The organism is Arthrobacter flavus (assembly GCF_039526005.1).
GTDB classification, from domain to species: domain Bacteria; phylum Actinomycetota; class Actinomycetes; order Actinomycetales; family Micrococcaceae; genus Arthrobacter_D; species Arthrobacter_D flavus.
Genome location: NZ_BAAAIJ010000004.1, coordinates 19,757 through 37,504 on the forward strand (window position 1 = coordinate 19,757; position 17,748 = coordinate 37,504).

Genomic DNA, 17,748 nt, shown 5'->3' on the forward strand with positions numbered 1-17,748 from the left:
CGCAGTTTGAACGACACACAGAACCGAAGTTCAGGAGTACATCCATGAGGATCCCGAAGTCGACCTACCGGTTGCAGATTCAGTCCGAGTTCGACCTGAGGGCTGCCGCGGCGGTGGTCCCGTACCTGCGGGACCTTGGCGTGGACTGGGTGTACCTGTCTCCGGTGCTGACGGCTGAGAAGGGGTCGGGACACGGTTACGATGTCACCGATCCCACGGCGATCGACCCGGAGCGCGGCGGACGGGACGCCTTCGTGGCGCTCTCGGACGCCGCGCATGCGGCGGGGCTCGGTGTCCTGGTGGACATTGTGCCCAACCACCTGGGCGTGCAGACCCCTGCGCAGAACCCCTGGTGGTCCTCGCTGCTCAAGGGCGGCCAGGACTCGCCCTACGCCGAGGCGTTCGACGTCGACTGGGCGGCCGCGGACGGGAAGATCCGTCTGCCGGTCCTCGGCGACGGGGATGACGAGCTGTCGGCCCTGGAGTTCGACGGCGGGGAACTGCGCTACTACGACCACCGGTTCCCGATCGCTGACGGCAGCTACGAAACCGGCGACACAGCCCAGGCCGTGCATGCCCGGCAGCACTACGAACTGGTGAACTGGCGGCGCGCGGACAGCGAGCTGAACTACCGCCGGTTCTTCGGCGTGAACACCCTGGCGGGGGTGCGCGTCGAAGTGCCACGGGTCTTCGATGAGTCCCACCGCGAGATCCGCAGCTGGTTTGAGGAATCCCTGGTGGACGGGCTCCGGATCGATCACCCGGACGGGCTGGCCGATCCTGCAGGCTACCTGGACCGGTTGCGCGAACTCACCGGTGGGGCCTATGTCCTGGTCGAGAAAATTTTGGAGCCGGGAGAAGTCCTCCCGCCGGAATGGGCAACCGAGGGCACCACCGGCTACGACGCGCTCGCGGATATTGACCGTCTATTCGTGGACCCGGCCGGCCAGGCCGCACTTGAACGGGTTGCGCCAGCCGAGGATTTCCACTCGATGATCCACGGCACCAAACGCGGGATCGCCGATGGGATCCTCCGGTCGGAGGTGCTGCGGCTGACCCGTCTGGTTCCGGCCGAGGCTGGCCTTGACGCCGGAAAAGCCGCCGACGCTATCGCCGAACTCCTGGCGTGTTTCCCGGTCTACCGCAGTTACCTGCCCGGTGGTGCGGAATACCTCGACGACGCCGTCGTCGCCGCCCAGGTGCACCGGCCGGACCTCGCCGACACACTCAAGGCGCTGCACCCCCTGCTCAACCCCTATCTGGCTGACCCTGACGCCGCACGCACCGACACCCCCCTGACGGAGCTGGCCACCCGGTTCCAGCAGACCTCGGGCATGGTGATGGCCAAGGGCGTCGAGGACACGGCGTTCTACCGGTACAACCGGCTCACCTCACTGAACGAGGTGGGCGCCGACCCGTCCATCTTCTCGGTGAACCGGACTGAGATGCACAACCGGCTGCTGCGGCGCCAGCGTGACAACCCACTGTCCATGACAGCGCTCAGCACCCACGACACCAAACGTAGCGAAGACACCCGGGCGAGGATCAGCGTCCTGTCCGAAATGGCCGATGACTGGGCCTCAATTCTTGGCCAGCTCGACGACGCCGCACCCCTCGGTGACCCGGCCTTCTCATCCCTGCTGTGGCAGGCCATGGTCGGCGCGTGGCCGCTCAGCCGCGAACGGGCCCACGCCTACGTGGAAAAGGCCTCCCGCGAAGCCGACTCCAGCACCCACTGGACCGCCCCGAACGACGCCTTCGAGGACCGCATGCACGCCGCGGTCGACGCGGCCTACGACACCCCGGCGGTCACAGCCCTCATCACCGCCCTGGTGGACAAGATCAAGGGCTACGGCTGGTCAAACTCCTTGAGCGCCAAGCTGCTGCAACTGACCATGCCCGGCGTCCCCGATGTGTATCAGGGCTCCGAATTCTGGGAAGACTCCCTGGTGGACCCCGACAACCGCAGGCCCGTGGACTTCGAAGCGCGGAAACAAGCACTGGTGAACCTGGCCTTCGGCGCGCTGCCGGCGGTCGACGAGTCAGCGGTGGCCAAGCTACTCGTGGTCTCCCGCGCACTGAAGCTCCGCCGCGACCGGCCCGAGCTGTTCGGCGGGTACACCGCCGTCGCGACAACCGGTGCGGCCGCCGACCATGTGTTCGCCTTCGACCGCGGCGGAGCTCTCACCCTGGTGACCCGGCTACCCCTCGGCCTCGAACGCCAGGGCGGCTGGAAGGACACCGCAATCGTGCTGCCGGAGGGCCAGTACAGCTGCGCCATCACCGGTGCATCCTTCCCCGGCGGTCCCGTGCCCGCCGGAACCATCTTTGAAACCTATCCAGTAGCACTGCTGGTCCGGGAGGACGCATCATGAGGAAACCATTCGACGTCTGGGCCCCCAAGCCAACCACCCTCTCGCTACACGCCGACGGCACCACCTCGGCCATGACCAGAAACGACGACGGCTGGTGGACCGTTGACACGCTCCCGGCAGTAACGGAGGGGACCACCTACGGCTATCTGGTGGACGGCGCCGAGTCGCCGGTCCCCGATCCCCGGTCCCGCCGCCAGCCCGACGGCGTGCACGGACTCTCCCAGACCTTCGACCCGAGCGCCTACGCATGGCAAGACAGCTCCTGGGCGTCGCCGGGCCTGAACGGCGGAGTGATCTACGAACTGCACATCGGAACCTTCACACCCGAGGGCACCTTTGATGCGGCAATCGGCAAGCTCGACTACCTGGTCGGGTTGGGGGTCCAGCACGTCGAGCTCCTCCCGGTGAACGCGTTCAACGGCACCCACAACTGGGGTTACGACGGCGTCCTCTGGTTCGCGATCCAGGAGACCTACGGGGGGCCCGCCGGATACCAGCGGTTTGTTGACGCGGCGCACCAGCGGGGTCTGGGCGTCATCCAGGATGTGGTGCACAACCACCTGGGACCCAGCGGCAACTATCTGGGCCAGTTCGCCCCGTACCTCACCGAAGGCAAAGCGAACACCTGGGGGGATTCGCTGAACCTCGATGGACCGCTGTCCGATGAGGTCCGCCGCTACTTGCTCGACAACATTGCGATGTTCTTCAGGGACTTCCACGTCGACGGCCTCCGCCTCGACGCGGTGCACGCCCTGCACGACGAACGCGCGCTGCACATTCTCGAGGAATTCGCCCAGGAGACCGACACCCTTGCCAGGGAACTGGGCAAACCCCTGTTCCTGGTCGCCGAGTCAGACCTGAACAATCCCCGGCTCATTTCCTCACGTGCCGCGGGCGGCTACGGGCTGACCGGCCAGTGGAGCGACGATTTCCACCACGCCGTGCACGTTAACGTCACCGGGGAAACCACTGGCTACTACGAAGACTTCGACTCGGTCGGCGCGCTGGCCAAAGTCATGTCAGACGGGTTCTTCCACAACGGTACCTACTCGTCCTTCCGCGAACGCGGCCACGGACGGCCCATCGACCCGGCCCACATCACCACGCACCAGCTGGTGGTCTGCACGCAGAACCACGACCAGATCGGCAACCGGGCGGCCGGTGACCGGATGGGTGCCACCGTTGGCTTCGCCCAGCTGGCGCAGGCCGCTGTCCTGAACCTGGCCGGGCCCTTCACCCCGATGCTGTTCATGGGCGAGGAATTTGGTGCGTCCACCCCCTGGCCGTTCTTCACCTCCCACCCCGAACCGGAACTGGGCAAGGCAACAGCCGAGGGCCGGCTGCGCGAATTCGAACGGATGGGTTGGGACGCCGACACTGTGCCCAACCCCCAGGATCCAGCGACCTTCGCGTCAGCCAAGCTGGACTGGGAAGAAGTGGAGACCGGTGACCACGCGCGCCTTCTGGAGGTGTACCGCCAGCTGATCCGGTTGCGGCGTGACACCCCCGACCTGATGAACTCCGACTTCACCGCCGTGTCCGTCGACTTCAGCGAGCCCGAGAAGTGGTTGGCAATCCGCCGCGGCGGGACCGTCGTCGTCGTCAACCTCGCCGACGAGGAGCGGACCGTTCCCGTGGACGCCTCACAGGTCCTGCTGTCCACCGTCCCAGGCGAGGCCCTGGACACCGGCCGGTGCACCCTTCCGGCCCGCGGGTCGGCCATTCTCAGCTGATTCAGCCAGCCCGCCACAGCACCCTGCCCCGACTTAGGAGAGACCCATGACCTATCACCCAGCCGATGACCGTTACGACATAATGCCCTACCGCCGGGTGGGGCGCAGCGGGTTGCAGCTCCCGGCGGTGTCGCTCGGCCTGTGGCACAACTTCGGGGATGACAAACCGTTCGCCGATCAGCGGGCCATTCTGCGGCGCGCCTTCGACCTGGGCGTCACCCACTTCGACCTGGCCAACAACTATGGCCCCCCTGCAGGCAGCGCCGAAACCAACTTCGGCCGCCACCTCAAGGACGACTTCGCACCGTTCCGCGACGAGCTGGTCATCTCCAGCAAGGCCGGCTACGACATGTGGCCCGGCCCGTACGGCGAATGGGGATCCAGGAAGTACCTGCTCGCGAGCCTCGATCAGTCACTGAACCGGATGGGTCTGGACTACGTGGACATCTTCTACAGCCACCGTCCCGACCCGAACACGCCGCTCGAGGAGACCATGGGGGCCCTGGACACCGCAGTGCGGTCGGGTCGGGCCCTGTACGCGGGGATCTCCTCCTACTCGCCGGAGAAAACTGCTGAAGCCGCGGCAATCCTCAGGGATCTCGGCACGCCTCTGCTGATCCACCAGCCCTCCTACTCAATGCTTAACCGCTGGGTGGAGAACGGCACCCCTAACCTTCCCGAGGTGCTCGAGCAGGAGGGCGTCGGATCAATCGCCTTCTCGCCGCTGGCCCAGGGGCTGTTGACCGACCGCTACCTTGAGGGGATTCCCGAGGGCTCCCGCGCGGCAGCCAACAAATCGCTGTCGGAAGAGCACCTGTCCGAGGACAACCTACGGCGGGTCCGCGGCCTGAACGGTATCGCCCAGGACCGTGGCCAGTCGCTGGCGCAGATGGCAATCGCCTGGATCCTGCGTGAGCAGTCCAAGGGCAGTGCCATCACCTCGGCCCTGATCGGCGCGTCAAGCGTGACGCAGCTGGAGAACAGCCTGGCAGCCGTGAAGAACCTCAAGTTCAGCCAGGACGAGCTCACCGCCATCGACGAGTTCGCCGTGGAATCGGACATCAACCTGTGGGCCAAGGCCCTCGACGCCTAGGCATACGACTGATGTCCGACGCTGGGGCGCTGCACGTCCGTGAGGCCACCGAGGCGGACTGGCCTGCCCTCTGGGCCATCATGGAGCCGGTGCTCCGCGCCGGTGAAACCTACTGCTGGGACGCCGGGCTCACCGAAGCGCAGGCGCGGGTCGAATGGTTGGCCCCCGCCGACTCCACGATGCAGGTCTATGTCGCGGCGACGGTGCCCAGTGGTGCCGTCGTCGGGACCGCCCAGCTGCACGCGAACCGGGGCGGTGGCGGATCGCACGTGGCGAACGCCAGTTTCCTGGTGGCCGCTGACGCCGCCGGCAGGGGAGTGGGGCGTTTCCTGGCCGACCAGCTACTGGCTCGGGCCCGGGAGCAGGGTTACCGTGCGATGCAGTTCAACGCGGTAGTGGAAACGAACACCCGCGCGGTGCGGCTGTGGGAATCGCTCGGGTTCCGGATCCTCGCCACCGTTCCCGGGGCGTTCCGGCACCCGGCCGAAGGTTTTGTGGGGCTGCACCTGATGTTCAGGGAGCTCTGACCGGCGACGCAGCAAAATCACCGCCCGGCAGCGGGTGGCTACCTCCAGAACGCGGCCAGGTCGGGGAACGCGCGCTCGTACCCGGCCAACAACCGCGAGGCGGCGTGGGCCGAGTCGATCAGCGGATGCACTAGGAACGCCCTGAGTGCAGAGTCCCGGTCGGCGTGGACGGCTGCCTGTATCACCGCCTCCTCGACCGCCATTAGCTGCCCCATCAGGCCGAGCTGGTGGGTGGTCAGCGGCCCGGCGGGCAGGGGCGTGGCGCCGGTCTGGTCGAGCCGGGCGGGAAGTTCGACGACGGCGTCCGCTGGCAAGGCCGGGAGGGTGCCCCCGTTGCGGATGTTGACGATCAACTCGGTGGGCTGGCCGGTCAGCAGGGCCCGCATCGCCGCCAAAGCGATGCGCTCATAGCCGCCCCCGGCCAGATCTGCCTCATCGCGCTCCTCAGCAGCCGGGCGGGCCTCGGCCAGGTACCCCTCTTCGCGGGCGAGCCGCGCACCCTCCCACACTGCGAAAGGCTCAGGCGTCGTCAGCAACTCGGTGTAGAGCTGCTCCTGCTGACGGTGCAGGAACGCGCCGCGCGTTTCTGCGGCCCCCGACAGCGAGCGGACCGCCTCGCGGTGAAAGTAGTAGTAAAACAGGTACTCGTTGGGCACCGATCCGAGGAGCCGGGGCAGATCCGGCCCGAACACCCGGCCCTCCTCGAAGGAGGCGAGCCGCCGCGGGTCCGCCAGCAGCCCCGGCAGCCGGTCGACGCCGTCGTACGTCAGGCCGCGCAACCAGCCCAGATGGTTCAGACCGACGTAGTCAACCCCCGCCAGGGAACCCTCGACGAGCGAGACACCGGCCGCCGTCGCCGCGCGTGCCACCAACCCGGACGCCGAGTCGCAGATTCCAATCGCCTTGTCACCCAGCACGGCCTGCATCGCGCCGGTCACCATCCCCGCCGGGTTGGTGAAGTTGATCAGCCATGCGGCGGGGCAGACCCGTCGCATGGATTCGGCGACCGTCAGCATTTGCGGCACGGACCGCAGGGCGTAGGAGATGCCGCCAGCTCCCACGGTCTCCTGGCCCAGCAGGCCTTCGTCCAGGGCAACACGCTCGTCAAGGACCCGTCCCGCTGCGCCGCCGCTCCGGATGGCCGCGAAGACCACATCGGCGCCGGCCAGGGCATTGTCAAGGACCGCCTCGGTGTCCAGCCGTGGTCGGTCGGAGCCCGCAGGCAGCGGCATCGTGTGCAGGACCCGGGCAATAGCCTTCAGCCGGGACGGATCAGAATCCTGCAGGACCACCTGGGTGATGACGCCCGCAAACTGACCGGTCGCCAGGGCCCGGTACACCAGCGGAACCCTGAAGCCGCCGCCGCCCACAATGACCAGTTTCATGAACCCTCCGCAGCACTAGGTGTCCTCATCTCCGGGGGTCCGGCGTCACACGCGTGCCGCTCGGCGGAGGCCTAAGAGTATTGTGCCGTACATGAGCTCCGCGCATCGTTTTGATCCCCTGGCTGATAGCCGCACCGCGTCCGATCCGGAGTTTGACCTGCTGCTCAGCGGTTCAGTCTTCCTCGACATTGTTTTCACCGGCCTTGAACACCTACCGTCACCCGGCACCGAGGTGTGGGCCGACGGGATGGGATCCTGCCCGGGTGGTGTTGCCAACCAGGCGATCGCCGCGAGCCGGCTGGGGCTCCGCACCACCCTGTCGGCGGCGTTCGGCGACGACGGTTACGGCGACTACAACAAGGGCATCCTGCAGGACCAGGAACATGTTGACCTTTCCCGGTCGAGGACGTTCGAGAACTGGCACTCACCGGTCACCGTGTCCCTGTCGGTGCAACGCGACAGGTCAATGGTGACCCACGGCCACCCCTCGCCGGTCTCCGCCACCGACCTGCTCGGCGACCCGCCCCCGCGCGCCCGGGCCGCCGTCGTCAGCGTCGAACCGCAGCTGGAACCCTGGGCTCTCGCCGCGCAGGCCAATGGGACCAAACTCTTTGGTGATGTGGGCTGGGACCCCACCGGTCAGTGGTCGGGCAGTGCACTGGATACGTTGCAGTACTTCCATGCCTTCGTGCCCAACGACGTTGAGGCGATGGCCTATACCCGCACCGACGACCCATGGGCGGCCCTGTATGCGCTCGCCGACCGGGTGCCGGTGGCAGTGGTCACGGTCGGCCAGCAGGGGGCCATCGCCATCGACTCCATCACGGGGGAGGAGGAATGGGTGCCAGCCCTGCCAGTGAAAGCCTATGACCCCACCGGGGCGGGTGACTGCTTCGCCGCCGCCTTCGTGATGGGCGACCTGGCCGGATTCTCCCTCGCCGACCGGCTAAGGTTCGCCAACCTGTGCGCGGCCCTGTCCGTCCAGGAAGTGGGTGGGTCCCTCGCCGCACCCGGGTGGGGTGACATCGCCGACTGGTGGCACCGGGTAAGCGAGTCCCGCGACAAGGTCCGCAAACAGTGGCTGAAACGCTACGAATTCCTTGAGGATATGGTCTCGGGTGTTCCGCTGGAAGCAGTGCGGCGGGCGTCGGCGACCATCGCCCGCCAATCCGACGCGTGAACCTCATCGCCCGCGGGCCCGCTCGGCGGGAGCCCCGGCGTGGGAATGACAGAATGGTCCAGTGAGTTTCTTAGCTGAACCCCCGGCAGCCGAACGGCGGGTCGAGGTCGATCTGGACGCAGTGCGTCACAACATCAGGCACATCGCCGACGTCGTCAGCCCGGCACGCGTGATGGCGGTGGTGAAGGCTGACGGCTACGGGCACGGTGCCCGGCAGGTGGCCCGCGCCGCCCTGGAATCCGGTGCCGCCTGGTTGGGGGTCGCGCACATTGCGGAGGCGCTGGACCTGCGTGAAGCAGGCATCGAGGCACCCATCCTCGCCTGGCTGCACACCGTCGACTCCGATTTCGGGGCGGCCATCCGAGACGGTATCGACATCGGCGTCTCCGGATGGGAACTCGACTACGTCGTGGCGGCAGCCCGACGCCAGCAACGGCCCGCGCGGGTCCAGCTGAAAATCGACACCGGGCTGGGACGCAACGGCTGCCCACCGGAACTTTGGGACACGCTGATCGGCCGGGCACTGGAGCAGCAGGACGCAGGGCTCCTCCGGGTGGTCGGGGTCTTCTCCCATCTGGCGGTCGCCGACGAACCGGACCGCCACGAAACGGACGACCAGGTCCGTCGCTTCCGCGCGGCAATTGCGGTGGCCGAGGACGCTGGGGTCGACGTCGAACTCCGTCACCTGGCCAACACCCCCGGCGCGCTGTCCCGCCCAGACACGCACTTCGACCTGGTGCGGGTGGGGCTCGGCATCTATGGTCTCTCACCGTTCCACGGCCAGAGTTCGCAGGCGCTGGGCCTGCGCCCCGCCATGCGATTCGTCACCTCGGTGGCCAACTGCAAGGAAGTACCCGCCGGGCAGGGCGTCTCCTATGGCCTGAGCTACCGCACCACCCACCCCACAACGCTGGCGCTGATCCCGGTGGGCTACGCCGACGGCGTCCCCCGGGTCGCCACCGGCGCGCCGGTTCTGGTGGATGGGCACCAATACCCGGTGGTGGGCCGGATCGCCATGGACCAGCTGGTCATCGACCTGCAGACCACCGGCATCGCCGGCACCGCGCGAAGCCCGCTCGGGCACCCGGCGGTGCTGTTCGGCGGGGGCGCCGGCGAACCGTCGGCTGATGCGTGGGCTGACGCCAGCGGGTCGATCAACTACGAGATCGTGACGCGGATCAGCGGTCGCGTCCCCCGCACCTACCTCAACGACACGAGCGCCAGTGCAGACCAGTAACGGGCGCAGCGGACCGACGTGGTCCCGGAGCTTCACCGTGCACTCGGCCGCCGGCCTGCAGCGGTTCGCCACGGCTCTCGGCAGTGACCTGGTGGCCGGTGACCTGCTGATCCTGACCGGCGGACTCGGAGCCGGGAAGACCACCTTCACCCAGGGTCTCGGCGTTGGCCTCGGTGTCCGGCCGGGGATCATTTCCCCCACCTTCGTCGTCGTCCGCGTGCACCCACCGCTGGCCAGCGGGCCGGCGCTCGTCCACGCCGACGCCTACCGGCTGGAATCCGCGGCTGACATCGATGATCTCGACCTGGAATCCACCATGGACACCAGCGTGACAGTCGTCGAGTGGGGAGCCGGGCGGGTGGAGCACCTGGCCACCAGCCACCTCGAAATCCACCTTGAACGGCCAATACTTGCCGGTGCCCCTGTCGACCCCGATGGCGACGACGAACCTCGACAGGTCCGCATCGAAGGGTACGGTCAGCGCTGGGCGAATACGCCGTCGGCCGTCGGCTCGCTCGATTAGGCTGGCAGGATGCTGATCTTGTCCCTTGACACCTCCGCCGCGGCAAGTGCAGCCCTGGTGCTGGACGGCGTCGTGACCGGAGTTTTTGCGACCGATGACACACGGAGCCACGCTGAGGTGCTCACTCCCGCCGTCGCCGACTTGCTCACCGAAGCGGGTATCGCCGGAACGGACCTGACGGCGATAGTGGTGGGCGTTGGGCCGGGACCGTTCACCGGGTTGCGGGCCGGGTTGGCTACCGCCAGGACTCTCGCTTACGTCTGGGACGTGCCGCTGCACGGAGTGATGAGTCTCGACTCCATCGCCGAGGACGCTGCAGCGCATGCCGGGACCGGAGAGTTCCTGGTCGCCACAGATGCCCGGCGGAAAGAGGTTTACTGGGCCCGGTACCGGGCCGACGACGGGGTCCCCAGGTTGCTGGACGGGCCGCACGTGGGCGCGCCGTCGTCGCTCCCTGCCTTGGCGTCCTACGGCAAAGGCGCGGGCCTCTACCCCGACGTCCTGGCAGGGGTAGAGGAGTTCACCGAACTCCACCCCTCCGCCGCAGCATTGGGACGGTCCGCCTACCGGCGGCTCTCCGCCGGGCTGGAATTGTTGGATACTGCCCCGCTGTACCTTCGGGAGTCCGACGCGCGGGTCCCCGGCCCCCGGAAGCGGGCAACCTGATGAGCTTCTCGCTGCGCGACCTGCTGCTTCAGGACGTTCCGGCCGTCGCACGTCTGGAGCTGGAGCTGTTCCCTATTGATGCCTGGCCGTTGGAAATGTTCCTGGATGAGGTGTCCCAGCCCGAAACCCGCCGCTACCTTGTCGCCGAGATCGAGGGCCGCATGGTCGGCTATGCGGGAGTCATGTGCGTGGCGACGACCGCCGACATCCAGACGATCGGCGTGCTGCCCGGTTTTGAGGGGCAGGGAATCGGAACCGCGCTGCTGGGTGAGCTGCTGGCCGAGGCACGACACCGGGGCGCCACCGAGGTGCTCCTGGAAGTCCGGGCCGACAACCCCCGGGCGCAGAAACTCTATACGCTGACCGGGTTTGAGCACATTCATACCCGGCGAAAATACTACCGTGATGGCGTTGACGCCTGGGTGATGAGGCTGATCCTGTGAACCGTGACAACCCGCTGGTCCTCGGCATTGAATCCTCCTGCGACGAGACCGGCGTCGGACTGGTCCGTGGGACGCAACTGCTTACCAACACGGTGTCTTCCTCCATGGATGAACACGTCCGGTTTGGGGGAGTGATCCCGGAGATCGCCTCCCGGGCACACCTGGACGCCTTCGTTCCCACCCTGCGTCAGGCGCTCGCCGAAGCCGACGTCTCGCTGGCGGACCTCGACGCCATCGCAGTGACATCCGGGCCCGGGCTGTCGGGTGCGCTGATGGTGGGCGTTTCCGCGGCTAAAGCCCTGGCGCTCGCGACCGGCAAGCCGCTGTTTGCCGTCAACCACCTGGTGGCGCACGTGGGTGTGGGGGTGCTGGATTCGGCGTTCCCGGACGGCCTGCCCCCCAATCTCGGGGCCCTGCTGGTCTCGGGTGGTCACACGGAGATACTGCGCGTCAATAACCTGGCCTTCGACGTCGAGCTACTCGGGTCCACCATCGACGACGCCGCCGGTGAAGCCTATGACAAGGTAGCCCGCATCCTTGGGCTCGGATACCCGGGAGGCCCGGCCATTGACCGGGTCGCCACCGACGGTAACGCGAAGGCGATCCGTTTTCCCCGGGGACTGACCCAGCCCAAGTACCTCGGAACGGCGGAGCAGCCCGGACCACACAGGTACGACTTTTCGTTCAGCGGCCTGAAAACCGCCGTCGCCCGCTGCGTGGAGCACTACGAGGCGGACGGCGTCGACCTCCCCGTCGCCGACATCGCGGCGTCCTTCCAGGAGGCGGTGGTGGACGTGATCACGTCCAAGACGGTGCTGGCCTGCCGCGAACACGGGATCACCAGTCTGCTGCTCGGCGGCGGCGTGGCAGCCAACTCGCGGCTGCGGGCGCTGACCGCCCAGCGCTGTGCGGCCGCCGGGATCACCCTGACGGTGCCGCCGCTGTCCCTGTGCACCGACAACGGTGCAATGGTCGCGGCCCTCGGGGCACAGATCGTCATGAACGGTGGCGAGCCCACGGGATTGCGCTTCGCCACCGATTCCTCGCTCCCGGTGACCCACGTCTTCGCCTAACCTCACCACCAACTGTTCCGGGGCTTTGGGGGCGGGGGCAGAGGTGTAGGTCCTATTCGCGGAGCTGGGCCACCATATCGAGGACGACGGCGCTGAGATCGCCGTCGTGCTCAGCTGCGACCCGACGCTGTCGCTGGTAACCAGCACCGCGGGCCAGGATCTTTTCCACATCGCCGAGCTCCTCGACGCAGCCCAGCTTCTTGGCGACCGGCTGCAGTCGCTCCAGCACCTCGACGAGGTGCTCGGTGACCAGCTGCTCCCTGCCCTGGGCATCGAGGATGATGATGGCTTCCATCCCATAGCGGGCGGCACGCCACTTGTTCTCTTGCACATGCCAGGGTGGCATGGTGGGGATGGTTCCGCCGTTGTCCAGGGTGGTGGAAAACTCGTCGACGAGGCACTGGGTCAGCGCAGCGATTGCTCCCACGTCCTGAAGGGTTGAGAGTCCGTCGCAGACCCGCATTTCGATAGTGCCGAGGTTCGCGACCGGTCGAATATCCCACCGGATTTCGTTGACAGAGTCGATCACGCCGGTGGTGAACATGTCCTGCACATAGGACTCGTACTCGGCCCAGGAGGGGAACTGGAACGGCAATCCGGCGGTGGGTAGCTGCTGGAACATCAGGGCACGCTGCGACGCGTAACCGGTATCGTCGCCACCCCAGAACGGCGACGACGCCGACAGCGCCTGAAAATGGGGCACATAGTTCACCAGGCCGTCCAGGATCGGCATGGCCTTGTCCCGGCGGTCCAGCCCCACATGCACGTGGACACCGTAGATGACCATCTGCTGACCCCACCATTGGGTGCGATCGATGAGCTTGAAGTAGCGCTCCTTGTCGGTCACCGGCTGGGACCGCGGCACGCTGAAAGGGTGTGAGCCAGCGGAGAACAGCTCAACGCCCATTGGATCGGTGACCTCGCGGACCGCCGCGAGGGACCGGGACAGATCAGCTTTCGCATCGGCGACCGTGTGGCAGATGCCGGTCACCAGTTCCACCGTGTTCAGCAGCAACTCCTGCTTGATGTGGGGGTGCTCCTCGTCCTCCTGCAACTCCGGATGGTTGGCGGCGACTCCCCGCAGCACCTGGTTGGCAACTGAGACCAGGTCCCCGTTGTAGCGGTCGACCAGGGCGAGTTCCCATTCCACGCCGAGCGTCGACTGGGCTGATTGTGCAAATTCGATCTTCATGTGGCTGGCTCCTGACCGGTACCGGACTGCTGGAAAATTCTGCCTCGGTATCGCGTCATCCGCGGAAGAGAGCTGTCCCAATATTAGAGCAGGAGTAGCATCGATACAGTGAAAAGCGCAGCCCGCCGGGCGAACACTGAAATTCAGCCACGTCGTCGGGGCTTACGCCAGACAGGATTAGCGGTCCTCACGCTCCTGCTCGTGGCGGCATGCACCCCCGCGGGCACCAGCACCGGCTCACCGTCCCCCGAGAGTCGGCCCACGTCGTCGTCCGCGGAGCCGACAGCAACCACCAACCCTGGATTGCCGTGGGGCCCGAGCGCCGAGAATTACGACGACGCCGAGACCGCCGTCGCTGCGATGAGCACGGAGGAGCGGGCGGGGCAGGTGATGGTGGGCTTCTACGCCGGCACCGATCCGGCCGGACAGCAACAGGCCATCCGCGATCTGCACCTGGCGGGCAGCATCATTATGGGAGACAACGTTCCGCTGGCCGGGGACGGGACAGTCGACGCGGACGCAATGGCAGCAGTCACCTCTGGCCTGGCCGAAGCGGTTGCTGCTGACGGCCGGACCTGGCCCGCGGTCATCTCCGTGGATCAGGAAGGCGGGCAGGTGGCCCGGCTCGGCGCACCGCTGACCGGCTGGCCCACTCCGATGACCTACGGGGCCGCCGGGGATCCGGCGCTGCTGGGAACCTCCATGACGGCCATGAACTCCGAACTCGCGGGACTCGGGTTCACCATGAATCACGCCCCGTCAGTGGACGTCACCACCGGGGCCAGTGACCCGACCATCGGTGCCAGGGCCTACTCGGATGACCCGGCCCTGGCCGGCGACCTGGGCTCTGCGGCCGTTACCGGACTACTGGACTCGGGTGTGCTGCCCAGCGTGAAGCACTTCCCCGGGCACGGGTCGGTACCCGCCGATTCCCACCTTGAGCTGCCGGTGCAGACCGCCTCCCTTGAGGAGCTGGAGACCCGCGACTGGGTGCCGTTCAAAGCCGCAGCGGACTCGGGGGCGCCGGTGATGATGATGGGCCACATCGCCGTCGACGCCTTGGACCCGGGTGTGCCGTCGTCGGTCTCGGCACCAAACTATGCGGCGCTGCGCGGTCTGGGCTTCGACGGCGTGATCGTCACCGACGCCCTGAACATGGCCGCCGTTGAAGAGCTCTACCCTGGCGGGCAATCGGCTCCCCGTGCGCTCGCCGCCGGAGCGGACCTGCTCCTGATGCCCACCGACTCCTACGCCGCGCACGCCGCACTTGTCGCCGCCGTCGACGACGGCAGCCTCCCCGACGAACGGCTCGCCGAGGCCGCGACCCGTGTGATCGCGCTGATGCTGTGGCAGGCAGAGTTGGCGGCCGAAGCCGAGCCGGCCGAACCCGGGGAGCAGGCGGAGGCGAGCGGTGTGGCGTCGGCCGCGGCAATCACCGTGCTCACCGGCCAGTGTGACGGGGACCTGTTGAACGGCACTGCCTCGATCGTGGGCGGTACCGAGGTTGACGCCCAACGCTTCACCGAGGCTGCCGAGGCGTCCGGAGTCACCGTGGGCCCGGGCGGCACCACAGTGTCACTGGTCGGTGCCGGCGGTAACGGTGCCGCGCCAGCCGACGTCGCCATCGCGCTGGATGCCCCCTGGTGGCTGGAGGCGGTTGATGCTCCGGTGAAGGTCGCTGCCTACGGAAACACGCCGGGGGCGTTCGCCGCCGTGCTCGCCGTCCTGACGGGGGCCGCTCCAGCGCCGGGACAACTTCCGGTCGACGCGGCCGGGTACGACGCCGGAACCGGCTGCCCACGCGGCTAACCGGTCGAGGGGGCAAGCTGGTAGCGGTGCGTGCGACCGGGTGCAGCAGCTGACCGACCGGGACCGGTACCTTGCGGTGAATGAACAGCGGACCCGGATCGGCATGAACTACTCATGCAAATCCGGGTCCGTCGCACCACCGTCAGACCACCGTCAGATCACCGTCACAGCGACCGGCCGAGAGGTGGAGGCTACTGCTATTCCTGGACCGGGATGGACTGCGCCTTCAGTGCATCGACGGTCTGCTGCTGGCCTTCAGTGAGCGCATCCAGCAGTGTGCCGGAGCCGCCAATCGCGGCACCGAAACCGTCGGAGACGTCAGTGTAGGTCTGGGTCATGGTCGGGCCCCAGGTGAAGTTGGGGTCAACACTGGCTGAGGCTTCGGCGAAGACATCATAGATCTGCTGTCCGTCATAGAATTCGACGCCACCAGCGAAGGCCTCAAGCTCGGCCGCCGACTTTGCCGCTGGGTACAGGCCGCCGAGTTCGTTGGCCAGGGCCAGGGCCTCAGGGTCGGTGTTGAGCCACAACGCGAACTGCGCTGCCTCGGCGGGGTGCTCGGAGCCCTTCAGCACAGCGGTGGAGGAGCCACCCCAGTTGCCAGCGGTCTCCCCGCCGGCTTCCCACTGCGGCATGGGGGCAACAGCCCACTTGCCGGCCGTGTCGGGAGCGCCGTCGGAGAGGGTGGTTGCACCCCACACGGCGGAGACCCAGGTCCACTGCTGGCCCTCGTTGAACGATGCGTTCCACTCGTCCGAGAAGGACGGGAGGGTGGACACGAGGTCCTCCGACAACAGATCCTGCCAGTAGGTCGCCACTTCCTCGGACTCGGGCCCGGTCAGATTGACGTCCCAGCTCTCGCCGTCGTTGGCGAACCACTGGCCGCCGTTCTGCCAGACCATACCAGCGAACCAGTTGACGTCAGTCTTGGGGAAGTTGGTGATGTAGGAGCCCTCAGCCTTGATCTGCTCGGCGGCAACAGCGTATTCCTCCCAGGTGGTGGGAACCTCGATGCCAGCCTCCTCGAAGAGATCGGCGCGGTAGTACATGGCCATGGGGCCGCTGTCCTGCGGGATGGCGTAGACCGAGCCCTCCTCGCCGAAGGTCGTTTGGCCCCACGTCCAGTCGACAAACTGGTCGGCAGCCTCCGTGACGCCCGCACATTCGGCGATGTTCTCCAGCCCGTCCTGGACGCGGAAGTTTGGCAGTGCGTCGTACTCGATCTGGCCGAGGTCGGGGGCGTTGCCAGCCTGGATCTGGTTGAAGAAGTTCTGGTAGGTGCCGGAGTTGCCATTGGGTCCGGTCTGCACCGTGACCTGGATATCCGGGTTGTCCTCGTTCCACAGTTCAACTACCTGGTCCATCCCTGGCACCCAGGTGGTGAAGTTCAGCTCGACTGGCCCGTCCGAGGCCTCGCAGGGTGCAGCTTCGGCCCCTCCTCCCGAGCTGTCCCCGCCGGCTGAACAACCGGTGAGAGCCAGCGCAGAGATGGCAAAGGCCGCGGTGACTTTTCCGTAATGCGCGCGCATTGTCTTTCCTATCGGTGGTAGTTCAGTGCGGGAGCGGCTGCCCCTGCACCAGGTAGTGCTGATTGTGAAAATTTGTGTGTCACTTGACGCCGCCGGCGCCGAGCCCGCTGCTCCAGAAGCGCTGCAGAGCGAGGAACGCGATGATCAGCGGGACGATCGAGACGAGAGCTCCGACGAGCACCAGGGACCGCAGTTCGGGAATCTGGCTGATCTGGCTGTTCCACGCGTAGAGGCCCAGAGTGACCGGGAAGAGCACCTGATCGCGGAGCATGATGAGAGGAAGGAAGAAGTTGTTCCAAATCGCCACGAACTGGAAGAGGAAAATTGTGACGAGGGCGGGAGCCATCAGGCGGGTGGAGACCGTGAAGAAGGTGCGGACCTCCCCCGATCCGTCCAGCCGCGCTGCCTCGAGTAACTCCCCGGGGACGCTGGCCGCTGCGTAGATCCGCGCCAGGTAGACGCCAAACGGGCTGACCAGGCTCGGCAGGAACACCGCCCACATGGTGTTCGTCAGGTTGGCCTGGCTGAAGATCAGGAAGAGCGGCAAAGCCAGCGCTGTCGCGGGAACAAGGACACCGCTGAGCACGATGTTGAAGATCGCCTCGCGTCCCTTGAACTCGTACTTGGCAAGCGCGTACCCGCACATCGCGGCGATGACGGTGCCAAGCAAGGCCCCGACCCCCGCGTAGATGGCCGAGTTCAGGAGCCAGCGGCCGAACAGCCCGTCGTTGTAGGTGAAGAGCCGTCCCAGGTTGTCGAAGAATGTCCCGAACGAGTTCGCCGTGAACCACAGCGGCGCCGTCGACGTGATTTCCCCACCGGTTTTCGTTGAGGTAGTGATCAGCCACCAGATGGGGGTCAGGAAGTAGAGCGTGAAAACACCCATGATGAGCATCGCGGCGCTGCGCGACATGATGGACTGGCGGGGTCCGCGCGCGGTGTTGTTCGCGGGCGGTGTTGGTCCTTTACCGCGTGGTCGTTTG

15 protein-coding genes are annotated in these 17,748 nt (G+C 66.9%); 11 read left to right on the forward strand and 4 right to left on the reverse strand.

All coding sequences use genetic code 11. The features are described 5' to 3' along the window. Positions 1 to 44: 44 nt before the first annotated feature. From treY to ABD059_RS01445, 4 genes are read left to right on the forward strand one after another with little or no spacing between them, the layout of a single operon-like run. Positions 45 to 2,375, forward strand: coding sequence for a malto-oligosyltrehalose synthase (treY, locus tag ABD059_RS01430; protein WP_343877301.1), 2,331 nt, complete (start codon positions 45 to 47; stop codon positions 2,373 to 2,375). After that, entirely contained in the window at positions 2,372 to 4,108 is a 1,737-nt protein-coding gene (gene treZ, locus ABD059_RS01435) for a malto-oligosyltrehalose trehalohydrolase (RefSeq protein WP_343877303.1), read from the forward strand. Before treY ends, treZ begins: the two co-directional genes overlap by 4 nt. Before the next feature lie 46 nt (positions 4,109 to 4,154). Then, positions 4,155 to 5,201 (forward strand): L-glyceraldehyde 3-phosphate reductase, encoded by a 1,047-nt coding sequence (gene mgrA / locus ABD059_RS01440; RefSeq protein ID WP_343877304.1) that lies wholly within the window; start codon positions 4,155 to 4,157, stop codon positions 5,199 to 5,201. Between the two features lie 11 nt (positions 5,202 to 5,212). Next, positions 5,213 to 5,728 carry a GNAT family N-acetyltransferase gene (locus tag ABD059_RS01445; RefSeq protein WP_343877305.1) on the forward strand — a complete coding sequence of 172 codons (516 nt, stop codon included), beginning with the start codon at positions 5,213 to 5,215 and terminating at the stop codon, positions 5,726 to 5,728. A gap of 38 nt (positions 5,729 to 5,766) precedes the next feature. Here the strand turns inward: ABD059_RS01445 and ABD059_RS01450 are convergent, their stop codons facing one another. Then, a complete protein-coding gene (locus tag ABD059_RS01450; RefSeq protein ID WP_343877307.1) occupies positions 5,767 to 7,113 on the reverse strand; it encodes a family 4 glycosyl hydrolase in 1,347 nt (448 codons plus the stop codon). A 91-nt stretch (positions 7,114 to 7,204) separates the two neighbouring features. Here ABD059_RS01450 and ABD059_RS01455 point away from each other — a divergent pair, with 91 nt between their 5' ends. The 6 genes from ABD059_RS01455 to tsaD all read left to right on the forward strand — a co-directional run bounded on the left by ABD059_RS01455 (position 7,205) and on the right by tsaD (position 12,235). Then, the gene (locus ABD059_RS01455; protein ID WP_343877308.1) at positions 7,205 to 8,293 is read left to right on the forward strand and encodes a carbohydrate kinase family protein; all 1,089 of its coding nucleotides are present in this window, start codon (positions 7,205 to 7,207) and stop codon (positions 8,291 to 8,293) included. A gap of 61 nt (positions 8,294 to 8,354) precedes the next feature. After that, positions 8,355 to 9,530 (forward strand): alanine racemase, encoded by a 1,176-nt coding sequence (gene alr, locus ABD059_RS01460; protein WP_343877309.1) that lies wholly within the window; start codon positions 8,355 to 8,357, stop codon positions 9,528 to 9,530. Then, positions 9,517 to 10,053, forward strand: coding sequence for a tRNA (adenosine(37)-N6)-threonylcarbamoyltransferase complex ATPase subunit type 1 TsaE (gene tsaE / locus ABD059_RS01465; RefSeq protein WP_377959507.1), 537 nt, complete (start codon positions 9,517 to 9,519; stop codon positions 10,051 to 10,053). Before alr ends, tsaE begins: the two co-directional genes overlap by 14 nt. Before the next feature lie 9 nt (positions 10,054 to 10,062). Then, complete coding sequence (gene tsaB / locus ABD059_RS01470) at positions 10,063 to 10,719, forward strand: tRNA (adenosine(37)-N6)-threonylcarbamoyltransferase complex dimerization subunit type 1 TsaB (protein WP_343877310.1); 657 nt, start codon at positions 10,063 to 10,065, stop codon at positions 10,717 to 10,719. Then, entirely contained in the window at positions 10,719 to 11,162 is a 444-nt protein-coding gene (gene rimI, locus ABD059_RS01475; RefSeq protein ID WP_343877311.1) for a ribosomal protein S18-alanine N-acetyltransferase, read from the forward strand. The genes tsaB and rimI overlap by 1 nt, the downstream gene beginning before the upstream one ends. After that, positions 11,159 to 12,235 (forward strand): tRNA (adenosine(37)-N6)-threonylcarbamoyltransferase complex transferase subunit TsaD, encoded by a 1,077-nt coding sequence (gene tsaD / locus ABD059_RS01480; RefSeq protein WP_343877312.1) that lies wholly within the window; start codon positions 11,159 to 11,161, stop codon positions 12,233 to 12,235. The genes rimI and tsaD overlap by 4 nt, the downstream gene beginning before the upstream one ends. A 52-nt stretch (positions 12,236 to 12,287) precedes the next feature. Here tsaD and ABD059_RS01485 read toward each other — a convergent pair whose 3' ends face one another. After that, a complete protein-coding gene (locus ABD059_RS01485; protein ID WP_343877314.1) occupies positions 12,288 to 13,427 on the reverse strand; it encodes a glutamate--cysteine ligase in 1,140 nt (379 codons plus the stop codon). Between the two features lie 108 nt (positions 13,428 to 13,535). Here ABD059_RS01485 and ABD059_RS01490 point away from each other — a divergent pair, with 108 nt between their 5' ends. Continuing rightward, entirely contained in the window at positions 13,536 to 15,236 is a 1,701-nt protein-coding gene (locus tag ABD059_RS01490) for a glycoside hydrolase family 3 N-terminal domain-containing protein (protein ID WP_343877315.1), read from the forward strand. A gap of 197 nt (positions 15,237 to 15,433) precedes the next feature. On the opposite strand, the gene ABD059_RS01495 is transcribed toward ABD059_RS01490, so the two are convergent. After that, the gene (locus ABD059_RS01495; RefSeq protein WP_343877316.1) at positions 15,434 to 16,765 is read right to left on the reverse strand and encodes an ABC transporter substrate-binding protein; all 1,332 of its coding nucleotides are present in this window, start codon (positions 16,763 to 16,765) and stop codon (positions 15,434 to 15,436) included. A 79-nt stretch (positions 16,766 to 16,844) separates the two neighbouring features. Further along, positions 16,845 to 17,678 (reverse strand): carbohydrate ABC transporter permease, encoded by an 834-nt coding sequence (locus ABD059_RS01500; RefSeq protein ID WP_343877393.1) that lies wholly within the window; start codon positions 17,676 to 17,678, stop codon positions 16,845 to 16,847. Between the last annotated feature and the right edge of the window lie 70 nt (positions 17,679 to 17,748).

What these genes read in the sequence shown, in the direction of transcription:
- ABD059_RS01450 (WP_343877307.1), bottom strand. Translation starts at nt 7,113, where the DNA reads ATGAAACTGGTCATTGTGGGCGGCGGCGGCTTCAGGGTTCCGCTGGTG.
- ABD059_RS01445 (WP_343877305.1), top strand. Translation starts at nt 5,213, where the DNA reads ATGTCCGACGCTGGGGCGCTGCACGTCCGTGAGGCCACCGAGGCGGAC.
- ABD059_RS01485 (WP_343877314.1), bottom strand. Translation starts at nt 13,427, where the DNA reads ATGAAGATCGAATTTGCACAATCAGCCCAGTCGACGCTCGGCGTGGAA.
- tsaB (WP_343877310.1), top strand. Translation starts at nt 10,063, where the DNA reads ATGCTGATCTTGTCCCTTGACACCTCCGCCGCGGCAAGTGCAGCCCTG.
- treZ (WP_343877303.1), top strand. Translation starts at nt 2,372, where the DNA reads ATGAGGAAACCATTCGACGTCTGGGCCCCCAAGCCAACCACCCTCTCG.
- ABD059_RS01495 (WP_343877316.1), bottom strand. Translation starts at nt 16,765, where the DNA reads ATGCGCGCGCATTACGGAAAAGTCACCGCGGCCTTTGCCATCTCTGCG.
- treY (WP_343877301.1), top strand. Translation starts at nt 45, where the DNA reads ATGAGGATCCCGAAGTCGACCTACCGGTTGCAGATTCAGTCCGAGTTC.
- ABD059_RS01500 (WP_343877393.1), bottom strand. Translation starts at nt 17,678, where the DNA reads ATGTCGCGCAGCGCCGCGATGCTCATCATGGGTGTTTTCACGCTCTAC.
- mgrA (WP_343877304.1), top strand. Translation starts at nt 4,155, where the DNA reads ATGACCTATCACCCAGCCGATGACCGTTACGACATAATGCCCTACCGC.
- rimI (WP_343877311.1), top strand. Translation starts at nt 10,719, where the DNA reads ATGAGCTTCTCGCTGCGCGACCTGCTGCTTCAGGACGTTCCGGCCGTC.
- ABD059_RS01455 (WP_343877308.1), top strand. Translation starts at nt 7,205, where the DNA reads ATGAGCTCCGCGCATCGTTTTGATCCCCTGGCTGATAGCCGCACCGCG.